Source organism: Deinococcus seoulensis, assembly GCF_014648115.1.
GTDB classification, from domain to species: Bacteria; Deinococcota; Deinococci; order Deinococcales; family Deinococcaceae; genus Deinococcus; species Deinococcus seoulensis.
Genome location: NZ_BMQM01000018.1, coordinates 72,449 through 88,207, shown reverse-complemented (window position 1 = coordinate 88,207; position 15,759 = coordinate 72,449). Strand labels below are relative to the sequence as shown.

13 protein-coding genes and 1 tRNA gene are annotated in these 15,759 nt (G+C 70.2%); 5 read left to right on the top strand and 9 right to left on the bottom strand.

What is annotated here, in order from left to right; all coding sequences use genetic code 11:
- Window positions 1-180 precede the first annotated feature (180 nt).
- The 8 genes from IEY70_RS13445 to IEY70_RS13410 form a co-directional block, all read right to left on the bottom strand.
- A complete protein-coding gene (locus tag IEY70_RS13445; protein ID WP_189065542.1) occupies window positions 181-1,896 on the bottom strand; it encodes a M3 family oligoendopeptidase in 1,716 nt (571 codons plus the stop codon).
- 26 nt (window positions 1,897-1,922) lie between these two features.
- Complete coding sequence (locus IEY70_RS13440; protein WP_189065541.1) at window positions 1,923-2,792, bottom strand: PSP1 domain-containing protein; 870 nt, start codon at window positions 2,790-2,792, stop codon at window positions 1,923-1,925.
- Window positions 2,793-2,898: 106 nt separating this feature from the next.
- Window positions 2,899-3,276: a RidA family protein gene (locus tag IEY70_RS13435; RefSeq protein ID WP_189065540.1), complete on the bottom strand. Its 378-nt coding sequence runs from the start codon at window positions 3,274-3,276 to the stop codon at window positions 2,899-2,901.
- Between the two features lie 48 nt (window positions 3,277-3,324).
- Entirely contained in the window at window positions 3,325-4,386 is a 1,062-nt protein-coding gene (locus IEY70_RS13430; protein WP_189065539.1) for a PP2C family protein-serine/threonine phosphatase, read from the bottom strand.
- Window positions 4,387-4,490: 104 nt separating this feature from the next.
- Window positions 4,491-6,392 carry an HD domain-containing phosphohydrolase gene (locus IEY70_RS13425; RefSeq protein ID WP_189065538.1) on the bottom strand — a complete coding sequence of 634 codons (1,902 nt, stop codon included), beginning with the start codon at window positions 6,390-6,392 and terminating at the stop codon, window positions 4,491-4,493.
- A 291-nt stretch (window positions 6,393-6,683) separates the two neighbouring features.
- Window positions 6,684-7,118, bottom strand: coding sequence for a methylglyoxal synthase (locus IEY70_RS13420; protein ID WP_189065537.1), 435 nt, complete (start codon window positions 7,116-7,118; stop codon window positions 6,684-6,686).
- Window positions 7,119-7,181: 63 nt separating this feature from the next.
- On the bottom strand, window positions 7,182-8,087 hold the full coding sequence (locus IEY70_RS13415) for a DUF1206 domain-containing protein (RefSeq protein WP_189065536.1): 906 nt from the start codon (window positions 8,085-8,087) through the stop codon (window positions 7,182-7,184).
- A gap of 235 nt (window positions 8,088-8,322) precedes the next feature.
- A complete protein-coding gene (locus tag IEY70_RS13410; protein ID WP_189065535.1) occupies window positions 8,323-8,820 on the bottom strand; it encodes a YbjN domain-containing protein in 498 nt (165 codons plus the stop codon).
- Between the two features lie 230 nt (window positions 8,821-9,050).
- Between IEY70_RS13410 and IEY70_RS13405 the strand changes: the two genes are divergently transcribed.
- A complete protein-coding gene (locus tag IEY70_RS13405; RefSeq protein WP_189065534.1) occupies window positions 9,051-10,106 on the top strand; it encodes a bifunctional nicotinamide-nucleotide adenylyltransferase/Nudix hydroxylase in 1,056 nt (351 codons plus the stop codon).
- 21 nt (window positions 10,107-10,127) lie between these two features.
- On the opposite strand, the gene IEY70_RS13400 is transcribed toward IEY70_RS13405, so the two are convergent.
- Window positions 10,128-10,709 (bottom strand): GIY-YIG nuclease family protein, encoded by a 582-nt coding sequence (locus tag IEY70_RS13400; RefSeq protein ID WP_189065533.1) that lies wholly within the window; start codon window positions 10,707-10,709, stop codon window positions 10,128-10,130.
- A 129-nt stretch (window positions 10,710-10,838) separates the two neighbouring features.
- Between IEY70_RS13400 and IEY70_RS13395 the strand changes: the two genes are divergently transcribed.
- The 4 genes from IEY70_RS13395 to IEY70_RS13380 all read left to right on the top strand — a co-directional run bounded on the left by IEY70_RS13395 (window position 10,839) and on the right by IEY70_RS13380 (window position 15,724).
- Window positions 10,839-13,556, top strand: a complete 2,718-nt coding sequence (locus IEY70_RS13395; RefSeq protein WP_189065532.1) for a DEAD/DEAH box helicase — start codon at window positions 10,839-10,841, stop codon at window positions 13,554-13,556.
- Between the two features lie 87 nt (window positions 13,557-13,643).
- Window positions 13,644-13,717: transfer RNA gene (locus IEY70_RS13390), tRNA-Gln, on the top strand.
- Window positions 13,718-13,961: 244 nt separating this feature from the next.
- A complete protein-coding gene (locus IEY70_RS13385) occupies window positions 13,962-14,546 on the top strand; it encodes a DUF4384 domain-containing protein (RefSeq protein ID WP_189065531.1) in 585 nt (194 codons plus the stop codon).
- Window positions 14,547-14,635: 89 nt separating this feature from the next.
- Window positions 14,636-15,724, top strand: coding sequence for a DUF4357 domain-containing protein (locus IEY70_RS13380; RefSeq protein WP_189065530.1), 1,089 nt, complete (start codon window positions 14,636-14,638; stop codon window positions 15,722-15,724).
- Window positions 15,725-15,759: the final 35 nt, after the last annotated feature.

Here is a 15,759-nt window from a genome sequence, read left to right as displayed (position 1 = left end):
TCAAGCCCCTGCCTCCTGGGCCTTCGTGCTGGTCGCTGTTCTCTCTCGCGTGGAAACTCTTGGTTAACGAAATAAACGGAATCCGTATCAGGACCCGGGTTGGGCGGCCTTGCAGGGCCTTCCAACCCGAACAGAGAGCGCCCCGGACCTGTGCGTGGTCCGGGGCGCTGTCCTGCCGTTTCAGGGCAGTTGCGTTTCGATGAACGCCATCAGGCCGCTGATGTGCTCGCGGTCGAAGCGGAATTCCACCCCGGCGGCGCGGTACAGGTCCGGCACGCTGACCGTGCTGCCCAGGCGCAGGCTGGCCCTGTAGCGGGCGAGCGCCCCGGCCGGGTCCGTCTGCGCGCCGCGCCAGATGCCGACTGCCGCGAGGTAACACATGGCGTACTCGATGTAGTAGAAGGGCACCTGGAACACGTGGTAGTACTGCCAGCCCTTGGCGCGCACGCGTTCGTCCAGGCCGTCCCAGTTCACGAACGGGTGGAAGGTCCGGTCCAGTTCCAGCCACCTGGCGTCCAGATCGGCGATGGTCACGTTCTCGGGCGCCTCGGCGTACAGCCAGTGCTGGAAGGCGTCCATCTGCGCCGCCCACGGCAGGAACGCCACGACGCCCTGAAGCTGCTTCTCGCGGTAACGGTCCAGTTCCTCGGGCGTGAACACGTGCCCCAGGTGATCGAGCGTCAGGAACTCCATGGCCATGCTGGGAATCTCCACGAACTCGATGGGACTCCAGCGGTTCCATACCAGCGGTTGCGCGTCGCCGCTGTAGAAGCCGTGGAAGGCGTGCCCGACCTCGTGGAACAGTACGCGCACGTCCTCGGCGGTGCCGACCACGTTCATCAGCACGAACGGTTCGTTGTGCGTGGGGAAGTACTGGCAGTATGCGTGCGTCATCTTGCCGGGCCGGGATTCCAGGTCCAGCAGGCCGCCGCGCATCTGCCGGAAGCGCGCGGCGAGGTCCGGGTCCAGGCCCTCGAAGGCCGCCTCGGCCAGCGTTTCGAGTTCCTCGCCCGTGCGGAAGGGCGTCAGGGACGCGCGGCCCTGCGGGTCGAGCAGGTTGTTGCGGTTGTAATCCCAGGGGCGCACGCTGTCCAGGCCCAGCCCGTCGGCGATGCCGCGCACGATCTTCGCGGTCAGCGGCACCACTCCGTCCCGCACCGCCTCGTGGAAGGCCACGCAGTCGGCCGGGGTGTAGTCCACGCGGTCCAGCGCCTTCCACTGGTAATCGCGGAAGTTCGCCTCGTCGGCGTTGCGGGCCAGTTGCCAGCGCGTGCCGATCAGGTCCAGCATCACGCTGTCCAGTTCGTCGGCCACGCCCATGTTGCTGTCGCTCAGGGCGTGCCACGCCGCCTCGCGCGCCGCACGGTCCGGGCTGTCCAGGCGCTGTTTGGCCTGCGGGATGGTCAGCGTCTGGCCGTTCAGGGTGACCGTCTGGTTGCCGGTCGCGACCGAGTAGCGGTTCTTCTGCGCCTCGTGCGTGACGCCCAGGGTCACGTTCGCCTCGCGGTACAGGGCGGCGGCGTCCCGCATGCGCCGGAAGTTCAGCGCGAAGTCCGGGGCGGGCACGAAGTCCGGCACGGCCAGCAGTTTCTCCTTCAGTGCCTGATCGGCCCGCTCGGCTTCCGGCAGGACCGTCGCCACGAACGTCTGGTAGCGCTCCTGAATGTCCGGCTGGTCGGTGTGCAGGTCCGCGTGCGTGGACAGTCTGGCGGCCACGTCCATCAGGTCGCCGGTCACGGCGTTCCAGCCCTGGAGCCACGCGGGCACGTCCGGGGCGGTCAGGGGTGCGTCCAGCAGCGCCTGAAACCGCTCCTGGAATGCCTCCCAGCGCGAGAGGGACGCGGGAACGGTCAGTTTGGCCTCCACGGCCTTCAGGGTGGCTTGTTCGGCGGTCATTGCCTCCGAGTGTACGCCGCGCCCACCTAGCCCTGTTTCCCGCGGGCCGGTTTGCCCGGACGCGGCGTGCCCCGCCCGCCGTCCGGTAGCGCCTTGATTTCCGCGTCGGTCAGGCGGCGCAGTTCGGTGGCGGGTACGTCCGTCAGGACGCCCTGATCGGTGAACACGTCCACCGTGCCGGTCAGCGGGTGCAGTTTCGTGACCTTCCCGCACGCGCCGCTGCTCTCGTGGCACACGCGGGCGTTCTTGCGCGGCAGGTCGCGCAGCAGGTCCAGGTACTGCGTGTGCTCGAACTGCAGGCAGCACAGCAGCCGCCCGCACGGTCCCGAGAGTTTCTCCGGGTTCAGTGGGAGCTGCTGGTCGCGCGCCATGCGGATACTGACCGGCGCGAAGTCCTGAAGGTGATTCGACGAGCAATTCTCGCGGCCGCAGGCGCCCAGCGTGCCGATCATCTGCGCCTGCTCGCGCGGCCCGACCGCCGCGAAGTTCACGCGGGCCCGCGTCTGGGCGCGCACCTCGCCGATCAGGCCGGTCAGTTCGATGCGTTCCTCGGCGCTGTAACTGACGGTCACGAGGCTCTCGTCGAGCGTGAACTCGACCGCCACGATCTTCACCGGCAGGTTCTTCTGCCGCGCGCGGGCACGCAGCAGCCACTTGAGGTCCTCGCCGGACGCGTGCAGCGCCTCCCAGCGGGTCAGTTCGTCGGGCGTGGCGGCGTGCAGCACCGCGCCGTACCGTTCCTGCGGCTGCGGTTCGCCGGGTTCGCCGCGCACGGTCGCGATTTCCGGGCCGCGCTTACCCTGCACCACGACCCGCGTACCGACCGCGTGAGGCTCCTCACTCAGCATCGGGTGGAGGCGGGGACTGCGCTCGAAGCGGACCGGCAGGACGACCATTACGCGCAGGATGTCACGCCGCGCCCGCCAGCGTCGAGACCCCGTGCACAAACCGCGCCGGGAGAGCGTCCGCAAGGGAGCGTTGCGGCGGGGCGGGCGGCGGGGGTCAGTGCAGTTCGGCCATCACCTCGATCTCCACGCGCACGTCGCGGGGCAACCGGGCGACCTGCACGGTGCTGCGCGCCGGGTAGGGGGCGCGGAAGTGCGATTCGTACACGGCGTTCATGGCGGCGAATTCGTTCATGTCGGCCAGGAACACCGTGGTCTTCACCACGCGGTCCAGGTCGGTCCCGGCGGCGGCCAGCACGGCCCTGAGGTTCGCGATGACCTGCTCGGTCTGCTCGGTGATGCCGCCGTCCACGAGTTCCCCGGCGGGCGTCAGCGGAATCTGGCCGCTGGTGATCACCAGGTTCCCGAAGGTGACGGCCTGGCTGTACGGGCCGATGGCGGCGGGGGCGTCCGGCGTCTGGATGATGTCTTTCATGCCTCCGAGCATACCGGCTGGCCGGAGCGTGCGGCCGGGGCCCGCCGGTCAGGGCCGCGTGCCGCTCAGGGACTGCTCGGGCTGGGAGGGAAGGTTCAGCGCCGCGCTGGGGTGCTTCAGGATGCTGCTGGCGCGCTGCGTGGCCCGCGTGCGCTGCCACAGCAGCAGTCCCACCAGCGCGGCCGTGCCGATCAGGCCGATCAGCACGCGCCGTTCCGGGACCAGCATGATGCCCAGCAGCGTGAAGTACGCGATCATCAGCAGCAGGTACGTCAGGAGACTGCTGCCGCGCTGCGTGCTGAGCAGCACGTCCACGTACACCGGGCCGTCCTCGCGCCGCAGCGGTAGCGGGTACGTGGGCAGGCGACCCTCGCGCTGCACGTCGATGATCAGCGCCGTGATGTTGTCCGGGCCGCCCCCGTCGTTCGCGGCGTTCACGAGCACCCGCGCGGTCGCCTCGGGTTCCAGCGGACGCGCGAGCAGCAGCAGCAGTTCCTGATCGGTCACGACGCTGCTCAGGCCGTCACTGCACAGCAGCAGCCGGTCCCCGCTGCGCAGCGGCAGGCCGAACATCTCCAGCCGCACGCGTTCCTCGCCGCCCAGGGCGTTGCTGACCACGCTGCGCCACTGGTGGTCGCGGGCCTCGGCCTCGGTCATGTGGCCCAGCCGGACCTGCTCGGCCACCCAGGAGTGATCCTCGGTCAGGCGGTGCAGTTCGCCGCCGCGCAGCAGGTACGCCCGCGAGTCGCCCACGTGCGCGATCAACGCCGCGCCCCGGTCGATCAGCGCGGCCAGCAGCGTGGTGCCCATCCCGACGTACTCGCCGACCGCGTGGCGCAGCACGGCCACGTTCGCGGACTGCACCGCCTCGGCCAGCCGCGCGGGCGGCGTGCCGCGCCCGTCGAGGTACTGCTGACTCAGGGCGTCCAGCGCGAGGTTGGCGGCCAGCTCACCGGCGGCGTGACCGCCCATGCCGTCCGCCACGGCGTACAGGCCGCCGTGCGGGAGGTCCAGCGCCAGGGCGGCGTCCTGGTTGACGCCACCCTGGCGCTGACGGCCCACATCCGTTAGCAGACCAGACGTCAGTGAGGGCGTCGCGGAGGCGCGCATGAGCCCAATATAAGCCACGCGGTCAGCATCACCTGCGTGAAACCGGACACCTGCCTGACTGTGCCCGGTCCACACCCCCCTCAGACCCCCGCAGCCCCCCCCGCTCAGGCGCGTTCCGGCAGGCGTCCCGCCGCGTGCAGTTCCGCAAAAACCCGCACCACCACGGGATCGAACAGCTGACCGGCGTGTTCGCTCAGGTAGGACAGGGCCTGCGCGGCGGGCCAGCCGTCCTTGTACGGACGGGCACTGACCAGCGCATCGAAGGTATCGACCACCCGCACGATCCGGCCCCCCAGCGGAATCGCCTCGCCCGTCAGACCGGCCGGGTACCCGCTGCCGTCCCAGCACTCGTGGTGCGTCAGGGCGATCTGCGCGGCCAGTTGCAGCAGCGGCCCGCCGTCCGCCGCGCCCGGCTGGGTCAGCAGGCGCGCGCCCAGCGTGGTGTGCTCGGCCATCTGCGCCCACTCGTCCGGCAGCAGCGGCCCACGCTTGAGCAGCACCGAATCCGGAATGCCGATCTTGCCCACGTCATGCAGCCGCGCCGCCAGTCCCAGCTGCGCGGCCTCGGCCGGCGCGCTGCCCAGCGCCAGCGCCACCGCCTGCGCCGCGTCCCCCACCCAGCGGGTGTGCGGTCCCAGCGGCGCGTCCCGGAACTCCGCGCAGCTGGCCAGCAGGTCGATCACGGCCCGCTGGCTGCGCGCCAGTTGCGCTGTGCGGGCCTGCACCTCGGCCTCCAGTTCCTCGCCCCGCACCCGGTGCAGCCGCGCTTCTTCACGCGTGGCGTCCAGGCCCACGCGCGCCTGCGTGGCCCGCAGCCGTTCCCGGTCGTGGCGGCCCCGGCCGCGCGAATCGAGCGCATGAAACGCCCGGTGGTGCCCCAGCGCCCCGGCGTGATCGCCCAGCGCCTCGCAGGCCTCGCAGGCCGCCAGGTGCAGCGCCGCCTGCTCGGCCAGCAGCCGCTCCGGGGTGTTCACGGCCAGCGCCTCCCGCAGTCCGGCCAGCGCGGCAGCCGCCTCGCCCAGCGCCAGTTGCGCCCGCGCCAGGTCCGGCAGCACCCGCAACGCCTGACGGGTCGCTCCTGCCCGGCGCAGCCACTCCAGCGCCTCCAGCGCCGAACGCTGCGCCGCCGCCGGATCGCCGCGCCGCAGGTGCAGGTGCGCCAGCGCCGCGAGCGCCTCGCCGCGCAGCGCCCCCTGCCCGCCCACCCCCTGCCCGCCTACCCTGTCATTGCTGTCCCGCGCGGGGTGCGCTGCCGAGAAATGCACTGTCGAGAAGTGCTCTGGCGAGAAGTGTTCTGCCGAGAAGTGCTCTGGCGTGAGGGCCGGACCGCCGAGCAGGCGCAGCGCCTCCAGCAGCGTGGCGTGCGCTTCCCGCAGTTGCCCATCCAGGAAGGGATCGGGCAGGCAGGAATCGGCCAGGGGGGGGCCGGGCGGTGTCGAGCCGGGCAGGTCTGGATCGGGCGCCGCGCAGGCCCGCAACTGCACCTGCGCCAGCCGCACCAGCGTGTGCGCCAGCCCCGGCTGCCCCGGCAGGGTGCGCCGGACCCGCAGGCTGCCGTGCAGGGCGTGCAGCGCCGCGCCGTGATCCTCCTGCTCGGCGTGCGCCTGCGCCAGATCCTCGATCAGGTCCACTTCCAGGGCCGGGTCGGCGGACTCCTGCGCCAGCCGCAGCGCCAGCCCCAGGTACTCCAGCGCCTCGGTGTCGCACGCCAGGTTCCGCTGCGCGCACGCCGCTTCCCGCCACGCCAGCGCCTGCTCACGCTGCCGCCCGGCAGGCAGGAACGCCACGCACTCCAGCAGCGCGCCCAGCGCCTCCTGCGACTGCCCCAGGCGGTTCAGGGCGCAGCCGCGCGCGTACAGGGACGCGGCCAGCGCGTCGTCGTCGCCGCTGTCACGCGCGGCCACCTCGGCCCGCCCGGCCTCACCGAGGGCCGCCGTCCACTCGGGCCGGGGCTGGCGGGACACGCCATCCGGGCCGGAACGGGGCGGAGTGAACCAGGCGGTCATGACCTCCCTATCAGACTCCATGCCCCCCGCCGGGGGAAAGTGCCCCGCAGGGTTCCTCCGCCGGGGGGGGCCACTGCGTGAAGGTCCGTTGTGTCAATGCCGCTTGCCAGGGAGGACACCGCCAGCCCACCACCCGGGTTGCCTGCCCGGTTTCATACGGACTGCCGTTTGTTTCGCCGGCAATCCGGAACTTCACCGCCCCTGTCGGCCCCACGTCCGGAACCCGTTAATCTCCTTCTCGCATCCGCTCGGATTGAACGGTCTTTGCAGCCCCTTCAGTCGGAGTCCGTATCAGTTGGTGCTGGGGTAACGGATCTGCTCGCGCAGCCACAGCATCAGCGCCTCGGCACTCGCCGGGTTGGTCGCCAGCGGAATGTCATGCACGTCGCACAGGCGCACCAGCGCGGACACGTCCGGTTCGTGCGGCTGCGCCGTCAGCGGGTCCCGGAAGAAGAACACGGCCAGGAGGCGCTCCTCGGCCAGTCGCGCCCCGATCTGCTGGTCGCCACCCAGGGGGCCGGACAGCACCCGCTCGACCTCCAGGCCCGTCTGCTTGGCCAGGATGCCGCCGGTCGTGCCAGTCGCCACCAGATGAAAGTGCCGCAGGGTCTCGCGGTGACTCAGGGCGAACAGCGCCAGCTCCAGCTTCTTCTTGTCATGCGCGATCAACGCCACCTGACGCCGGTTGTCGGGCCGCGTGGACGCGGCGGAATCTGCTGCGGTCATGCCCGCCATTCTTTCACGCGCGGCAACCTCCTCACGCGGCTCCCCCCCCCACGCGGCCTGCCTTTACGCGGCGTCCTCGATGCGGATACGGCGGTACCGGGCCTGCACCACGCACCACACGCCGTAACACAGCGTCCCGACCGCCACGATCCCCAGCAGCACGTTGCCCGCCGGCTGGGCGTTCAGCCACGTCAGCGCCTGCGAGATGCCGACCGTTTCACTCGCCTTGCGGTTCCAGGCGGCCACCAGCGCAAACCCACCGATGATCAGCATCAGCACCCCGCGCGACGCGATGCCCAGCTGCCCGGTCTTCACCAGGATGTCCTTCACGCGGCCGTCCACGCCCGAGAACCGCATGCGCTTCATGAATTTCGCGCCGTACGCCGTGAACAGCTGACTGCCCGCCAGTCCCAGCAGGCCCAGCCCCACCAGCCCCAGCAGCAGTTGCCCGCCCGGCAGGTTCAGGACCGTCCCGGCCGCCTGCGCCTGACTGTCCCCCCCCTGCGAGGCGCTGCCCGACAGGGCCAGCCGCGCCGTGAACACCGCCAGCGCCAGGTTGGTACCGCCGCTCAGCAGGTACCCCAGCCTCTTTGCGATCCCCTTGGCCGCCGTGCCCTGCCGCTCGGGGTCCAGCACGGCGCGGATCAGTTGCCACAGCGCGTACCCGACCAGCCCGACCGCCACCACGGCCAGCAGCGCCGACCCGCCCGGCAGGTCCTGCAATTTCAGCAGGGCGCCGCGCGTGTCCGTGGTGCTGCCACCGCGCCCCAGCGCCACGCTGAGGGCCAGGAACCCCACCGTGAAGTACACAACGCCCTTGCTGGCGTACCCGACACGCGCCAGGGTCTCCAGGCCCGGCGCGGCGTGCTGCGCGGCGTTCCCGGCGGCGTCACGGGTGTCGTGCAGGCCGGCCTTCACCTGCTGCGCGCCGCGACTGACGCGGCTGTTCATGTTCTTCAGGTCTGCCATCAGACCCGCAGTCTGCGGCGCGCCCCCACCCGCGCGGGCAGGAGCTGCATCCAGAGGCCTTGAGCTGACATCCGGCGTTCCTTCATGCAACGTGAGCGAGGCGGTGGAAGAGGGAAGGGCGGCGCGGCCAGCACGGAATCCCGTGCCAGTGCGCGCCGCCCTGTGACCCTGACCGCCCTGTAACCCTGGATTCACTCAGGACAGCTCAGGGCCGTTCAGGTCAACGCCATTCAGCTCAGGGCAGTTCCATCTCGAAGTCCTGCACGTCGTTCAGGTAGTCGGTCATCCAGGCCTTCAGGGTCGCCTTGGTGTACCCGCCCGCGATGGGCATGGTGGAATCCAGGTAGTACGCGCCCTCGTACACGTACGACTGCGTGTAGTAGTTGCTGTTCCAGTCGTTCGTCAGTTCGGTGTCCAGGTCGTCCTCGCTGTCGCTGTAATCCCAGTAGGTGCTGGCCGTCACGCGGCTGCACTTGCCGGCCGAGCAGTTGCTGAGCCACACGCTGACCTCGTACTCGCCGGCCATGACGGTCATGCTGGGGTCGCTGTCGGGGCTGGCCGGGTCCATGGTGACGCGGTACCCGGCTTCCTTCAGGGCGGCCATCAGCGCGGCGGGGGTGGCGGCGACCACCTGCGCGTTCGCGCCGGTCACGGGAGCGCCCGCGCCGCCCGCCAGGGCCGGGGTGGACAGGGTGAGGACGAGCAGCGCAGCGGACACCAGATTTTTGTTCATGCCTCACAGTACGACGCCAGCGGGCAGAGGGTGTGCGCACCTGCGCGTGTCAGGGTGGGCGGTGTCCTCATAGGGCCTCCGATTGAATGGGCTGCAAGGACCGTTCAATCCGGGCGGACTTGTGGAGCTGCTCCGCAGAGCGAGTGGAATCCGTATCACCACCCGAATGCCCCCCACGCGCACACCGATTCTCATTCAACTCACGGTTCTGTGATGACATCGTGAGGATCATGACCGATGAGCGCACCCGCCCCGGCACCCCCACCCGCCGCAAACGCACCTTCGGTGTGTACATCGGCCGCTTCGAACCGCCACACAATGCCCACCTGCACGTCATGCTCGAAGCCCTTCAGAGCGTCCAGAAACTCATCATCGTGATCGGCAGCGCCCGCGCCGCCCGCAACACCAAGAACCCCTTCACCGCCGACGAACGCCAGGACCTCATCACCGCCATGCTCCAGGAAGCCGGGATTCCCCGCACCCGCCTGCTGTTCGTACACGTCCGCGACTACTACTACAACGAAACCCTCTGGCTCAGCGAAGTCCAGGCCGGCGTGCACGCCCACACGCGCGGCAGCACCGACATCGCCCTCATCGGCCACATCAAGGACGAGAGCAGCTACTACCTGCGCTCCTTCCCCGCCTGGGAATTCATCCCCACCCACGTCATCAGCCCCCTCAGCGCCACCGACGTGCGCCGCGCCTACTTCGAAGGCCGCCAGAACGACATGCAGGACATGGTCCCACCCGCCGTGACCACCTTCCTCACCACCTTCAGCCACGGCCCCGACTACACCGAACTGAAAGCCGAGTACGACCACCTGCGCGCCTACCGCGCCGCCTGGAAAGACGCCCCCTACCCGCCCATCTTCGTCACCACCGACGCCGTCATCACCCGCAGCGGCCACGTCCTGATCGTCCGCCGCGCCGGACTGCCCGGCCGGGGCCGCCTCGCCATGCCCGGCGGGTTCCTCGAACAGCACGAGACCCTCCTCGCCTGCGCCATCCGCGAAACGCACGAGGAAACCGGCCTGAACCCCAGCATCGACCTCGCCGCCGCCCTGCGCTCACAGGCCGTCTTCGACTACCCGGACCGCAGCCTGCGCGGCCGCACCGTCACCCACGCCTACCACTTCGACCTCGGCATCGGGCAACTCCCACGCCTCAGCGGCGGCAGCGACGCCAGCGAGGCCCTCTGGATGCCCATCAGCGACGTCCTCGCCCGCCCCGAACTGTTCTTCGAGGACCACCACGCCATCATCGAACACTTCGTCATGCGGGGTTAGGCGGGCGAGCGGCTGGCTGGCTCAGCGAACCCGGGCGACGTGCTGATGCCCGGGCTTGCGGCGCTCGATTTTCCCCTCGCGCATCAGCAGGCCCAGCACCGAGTACGACAGGTAATCCTTCGCGCCGCCGCCGTACTCGCTGCGCAGCCCCAGCAGACTGGCCGTCTCGGAGTTGGTCACGCCGCCGGGGTTGGCCTGCGCGAACTCCAGCACGGCGTCCTTGAGCAGTTGCAGGCCCACCTGCGCCTTCTCCGGCACGCCCGCCGGTACGACCTTCCCGGCACGCCCCTTGCCTCCCAGACCGCTGGGCAGCACGGTGTTCGTCAGCAGGCCCCCGCTGGCCTGCGTGCCGAACGCGGCGATCAGTTCCGCCTCGATCTTCAGCGCCTGCGCCTCGGTCAGACCCTCGACCAGCCGCACGACCAGTACCTCGGCGCCGCCTGCCAGAATCTCGCGGATGCGCTGACCCTTGGGTGTGCTGTCGGGTCGCCGCAGGTGATCGTGAGCGCGGGTGCCGATGCCCTTGCCGATGTAGAACGGCGCGGCGGGCGACGTGCGCGGGTCCTTCAGCGCGTACACGTAGTACGAGAGGTCGGTGGTCACGCGCAGCGTCCGGTCATGCTGCGCCCATCATGCCAGGTCGCCCCCGGACACGCTTCCTCATACCCCGCACCCGGCCCGACCGTGACGCAACTTCCGTGCGGGTGTGCCGGGCGCGCCTAGACTGTGCGGGTGTTGCCTGCCCGTTCTCCCTACGCCCGCCTGGAGGGGTTCCTGCGGGACACGCTGGGTGGCGGGGCGACGCGCCTGCACGAGGAGGAACCCTCTCCGGCGCGGACGGTGGGTGTCTCGGAGCTGGGCTGGAGTGACGCGGTGGCGCGCGGGTTCGGCTTTCCGGCGGTGTTCGCGCATCAGGCGCGCACGTTCGAGCTGATGCGCGCGGGCGAGAACGTGATCATCACGACACCCACGGCGAGCGGGAAGACCGGGGCGTTCTTTCCGGGTGTGTTCGACCGCCTGGAGCGCGATCCGGCGGCGACGGCGCTGTTCGTGTACCCGCTGGTGGCGCTGGGGCAGGATCAGCGGGACAAGCTGCTGGAGTTCCGGGAGCGGGGCGGGTTCGGGTGGGAGGTGGCGTCGTTTCAGGGGTCGGCGCAGGGGTCGGCGGTGTTCCGGCCGGGTGTGCGGATGGTGACGGCCACGCCGGACAAGCTGCACTGGTCGCTGGTGCAGCCGGGCGTGCGGGACTTCCTGCGGAACCTGTCGTTTCTGGTGCTGGATGAGGCGCACACGTACCGGGGCGGCTTCGGGAGCGAGGTGGCGGGCATGCTGCGGCGCCTGCTGGAGCTGGCGCGGGCGCTGGGCGCCAACCCGCAGGTGGTCCTGAGTACGGCGACCATCGGGAACCCGGCGGAGTTCGCGCGGGAACTGACGGGCGTGGACGCCACCGAGGTCAGCGAGTCCGGCGCGCAGCGGCACGGGAAACGCTACTACCTCGCGGACCACAGAGGGCAGCCCCGGCGCTTCTGGAACGCCGTGATGGACGCCAGCGCCCGTTACGACCTGAAGGTGCTGGCGTTCTTCCGGGGGCGGTCGCGGGCAGCGCGGCTGTACTCCACGTACCGGGCGCAGCCGGGGTACGCGGGGCGCGCGCACCTGTACATGGCGGGCACCAGTGACCGCGAGGGCCGCCTGTCCGAGTTCCGCCGCACGCGCAGCGGCGTGATGTTCGCCACGAACGCCCTGGAAGCCGGGGTGGACATCGGGGATCTGGAGGTCGTGATCATCGACGGGTACCCGGGGTCGCGCATGGCGTTCCGGCAGATGGCGGGCCGCGCCGGGCGGATCGCGCCGGGGCTGGTGCTGTACCTGCCGTCCCTGAACGAGCAGGGCGTCCCGCAGCCCGCCGACGCGTTTTACAGCAACGCCGGGAATTTCCTGGACCTGCTGACCGGCCCGATCGAGAAGGCGGTCGTGGAGGCGAACAACCCGTACCTCGCCCCCCGGCATCAGGCACGCGCGAACGAGGAATTCCACGCGGCGGGCCTGCCGGAACCACACGCGGCCGCCCTCACGGCGCCCCGCTACTGGAACCTGCGCGGCGAGGGCAGCCTCAAGTACGTGGTGGTCGAGGCGGCCGACTGGGAACGGCTGGGCGCGCGGGCACTGGACAACCCGCTGGAAAGCCCCAGCCAGCACTACGCCCTGACCGAGAAGCACGAGGGCGCCGTGTTCACCCTGGACGGTCAGGGGTACCGGGTGCTGCGCTGGGAGAAACACGAGGGCGGCACCGTCATCCTGGTCGAGCGGCACGACACCGCCAACCTGTTCACGCGCGGCCTGTACACCATCGAGGTCACGCCCCGCGAGATGGGAAAGTGGGTGCAGCGCGGCCCCCTGGCGTACCGGCACGGCGAGGTCGTCATCCGCCGCCGCTACACCGGCTACCAGATGCTCCGGCAGGTGTTCGAGCGCGTCTGCGTGGGCTGCGACCGCGAACCCGGCCCGGCCGAACGCAGCTGCGTGAAATGCGGGGGCCGCATCCAGGACCGCATGCAGGACCACAAGCTCTCCGAGCACCTGTACGACACGCCCACCGAACTCCCCCCGTTCCGCACCAGCGCCCTGGAAGTCGGCGTGGACGCCCGCGCCACCGACTACCCCACCGCCGTCGCGCACACACTCAAGCATCTGCTGCAGAAGGTCACGCCCGAACGGGTCGCCTGCGACGAGAACGACCTGTCCGGCGCGTTCCGCGAGGGCCGCGACACGTACTTCTTCCTGTACGACGACTGGCTGGGCGGCCTGGGCGTGTCCCGCCGCGCCTCGCTGCACATGGACGACCTGCTGCGCCGCGCGCTGGACCTGAGTGCCAAGACCTGCTGCCAGAACCCGCACGGCTGCTTCGAGTGCATCGCCGTGAGCCGCTGCTACTCGCCCACCCTGCCCAGCGGGGAACGCCGCCCCACCGACAAGCACGCCACCCGCGCGTTCCTTCAGGCCGTGCTGGGCGTCACCGACGAGCAGCTGTACCAGCCCATCCCCGCGCACCTGCTGACCGACCAAACCAGTACCAGTCACACTGGCCCGGCCTCCCCACCGCTGCCCACCGTCCCACCCACCTCGCCGCCCCTGCCGGACACGCCGCCCGCCCCGCCCGTCGGCTGGCCCCTCCAGGCCCGCGAACTGCTGGACCTGCACGGCCTGAGCCTCCCGGAAGTCAGCGCCCGACTCGGCATTCCCAGCCGCGAACTGCAACGCGCCGTCAGCACCACCCAGCCGCTGCGCCTGAGGCACGCCAAATTCGGCGATGGCGTGTTCATGCAGGGCTTCCATCAGGGCGAACGCCGCGAGGTCCTCGTGTACTTTCCCGGCGTGGGCCAGAAACGCCTGCTGCTTAAATTCGCCGGGCTGACCGTCATCGAGGCTGCCCCCACGCCCGCCCGCTGAGCGCGCCCACGCCCGCGCCGTCTTGACCCTGCCCCGCTGCCCCCGGTATACTCATGCCCGCCTGAAAAGGCGCTCCGGGCACACCCTAGGGATATGGTGTAATGGCAGCACAGCAGATTTTGGATCTGCTTGTCTAGGTTCGAATCCTAGTATCCCTGCCAGAACCCAGCGGCTCTCCGACCACCATCGGGGAGCCGCTTCTGCATGCCCCCAGATCAAGCGGCGCCCCTTTTCTGACGGGATCATCATGAGCCGAAACGTGACGCAGCTCATGTTCAGTCAGCCTCCCTTCACCGCCCGTCAGGTGCCGGCGCCTACGCTTGAGGAGAACAGAAGCCGCTCCCAGACCCCACCAGCGCAGGCCACCCCGGCCGCGCCCAGGACAGAGCGGCCCCGGAGACCCCCATGAAGAAAGCTGCCCTGCTCCTCGCCGTCCTCGCCACCGTCACCCTGGGCACGCCCGCCACCGCCGCGCCCAGACTCAGCGCGCAGAGCATCATCGTCAACCCCGTCCCCACCGACCTCAGCGTCCGCGTGTGGGTGGACCGGGACCCCGGCGGGAACGGCACGCCCACCTACCGCGTCGGCGACGAGATCCGCATCGCCGCCACCGTCAACGAGGACGCGTACGTGTACCTGTTCAACGTCAACCCCGACGGCACCACCGACCAGATCCTCCCCAACCACCTCAGCGGCACCCACTACGTCCGCGCCGGACAGACCCGCACCTTCCCCGCGCCCGGCGACGACTTCGTGTTCAACGTCAGCGGCCCGCGCGGCCTGAACAAGGTCCTGGTCATCGCCAGCCGCACCGAACTGAACCTCAGCCAGCTCAGCTCCTACCGCAGCGGCGAGGCGTTCGCCACCGTGAAACCCACCACCACCCCCGGCTTCGCGCAGGCCCTGAGCATCGTCGTGAACCCCATCGCGCAGCCCGTGCCGCAGCAGAACTGGACCAGCGACACCGTCCGATACACCGTCGGCCGCTGAAGCTCCACACCCAACGCGCCGCCCCCGAGTGATCCGGGGGCGGCATTTCCGCGCCGGGCACTCCGCCCGCGCTGCTATGCTGCCCGCACATGCCCAGCGCGCCAGACCGCATCCGGGAAGCCGTGACCCACATCCAGGACTGGCTGACCCACACCCCCAACCCCGGCGAGGCCATCGTCCGGCAGGCCATCGTGCTGCGCCTCCTGCACGCCGCCGGATTCGACATCTGGAACCCCGCCGAAGTCGTCCCCGAAGAAACGAACGCCACAGGCAACCGCGCCGACTTCCTGATCCGCACCGGGCACGGCGCGTTCGCACTGGAACTCAAGGGCATGAACGTCACCCTGGGCGCCGCCCACTACCAGCAGGCCGCCACGTACGCCGTCAACGAGGGCACCCGCTGGGCCATCGTCACGAACGGCCGCGTCTGGGCCGTGCTCGACGAGCACCTGCCGGGCCGCTGGGAGGACCGCGTGGCCCTGAAACTCGAACTCGGGCAGGAAGGCCAGACCTTCGCAGGCGACCTCGCCGCGCTGCTCGACGTGGACGCCTGGCGCTCAGGGCGCTTCCCGGACGCCCTGCACGGCATCCGCCAGCGGCAGCAGCAGCGGCTCGACGAGGCCCGCATCCGCCGCGAGAAGACCCCGGTGGTCGAACAGGTCCGGCAGCAGTTCGGGATTGCCACCTTCGAACTCGCCGCGCAGGCCGCCGCCGAGATGAACCGCATCACCGAGGCCGAACGCGACGTGCTGCTGGGCCGGTCGATCAGCGTACCGACGCCGGACGATCAGACGCCGAACGCTCAGACGCAGGATGCTCAGACGCCGGACGCTCAGTGCGTGCTGTTCAGTTACCGCACGAAAACGGCGCTGGCCCACGCGGAATACCGTCCCGCTGCTGGCACGTGGACAGTCCTGGCCGGAAGCACCGCACTGAACCGCATTCAGGGTGACGGCTCAAACGCGCAGGCCCTGCGCCGCCGCCGCGAACAGCAACTCTCAGACGGCGTACTGCGTGAACTGGACGGCACGCTGCTGCGCTTCGAGCAGGACGTCGTGTTCGACAGTCCCAGCATGGCGGCCGTGGCAGTCTCGGGAGCATCCAAGAATGGCTGGGTGTGCTGGAAAGATGCCGCAGGGCAGCTGGCAGATGCATACCGCGCTGCCCCGGTGCCCTGACCTCCGTTGAATGGTGAGGCGTCCCTGACGTTTAC

Coding starts and splice junctions, on each gene's coding strand:
- IEY70_RS13440 (WP_189065541.1), bottom strand. CDS start 2,792: ATGGTCGTCCTGCCGGTCCGCTTCGAGCGCAGTCCCCGCCTCCACCCG.
- IEY70_RS13430 (WP_189065539.1), bottom strand. CDS start 4,386: ATGCGCGCCTCCGCGACGCCCTCACTGACGTCTGGTCTGCTAACGGAT.
- IEY70_RS13385 (WP_189065531.1), top strand. CDS start 13,962: ATGAAGAAAGCTGCCCTGCTCCTCGCCGTCCTCGCCACCGTCACCCTG.
- IEY70_RS13420 (WP_189065537.1), bottom strand. CDS start 7,118: ATGACCGCAGCAGATTCCGCCGCGTCCACGCGGCCCGACAACCGGCGT.
- IEY70_RS13405 (WP_189065534.1), top strand. CDS start 9,051: ATGACCGATGAGCGCACCCGCCCCGGCACCCCCACCCGCCGCAAACGC.
- IEY70_RS13410 (WP_189065535.1), bottom strand. CDS start 8,820: ATGAACAAAAATCTGGTGTCCGCTGCGCTGCTCGTCCTCACCCTGTCC.
- IEY70_RS13445 (WP_189065542.1), bottom strand. CDS start 1,896: ATGACCGCCGAACAAGCCACCCTGAAGGCCGTGGAGGCCAAACTGACC.
- IEY70_RS13435 (WP_189065540.1), bottom strand. CDS start 3,276: ATGAAAGACATCATCCAGACGCCGGACGCCCCCGCCGCCATCGGCCCG.
- IEY70_RS13380 (WP_189065530.1), top strand. CDS start 14,636: ATGCCCAGCGCGCCAGACCGCATCCGGGAAGCCGTGACCCACATCCAG.
- IEY70_RS13425 (WP_189065538.1), bottom strand. CDS start 6,392: ATGACCGCCTGGTTCACTCCGCCCCGTTCCGGCCCGGATGGCGTGTCC.
- IEY70_RS13415 (WP_189065536.1), bottom strand. CDS start 8,087: ATGGCAGACCTGAAGAACATGAACAGCCGCGTCAGTCGCGGCGCGCAG.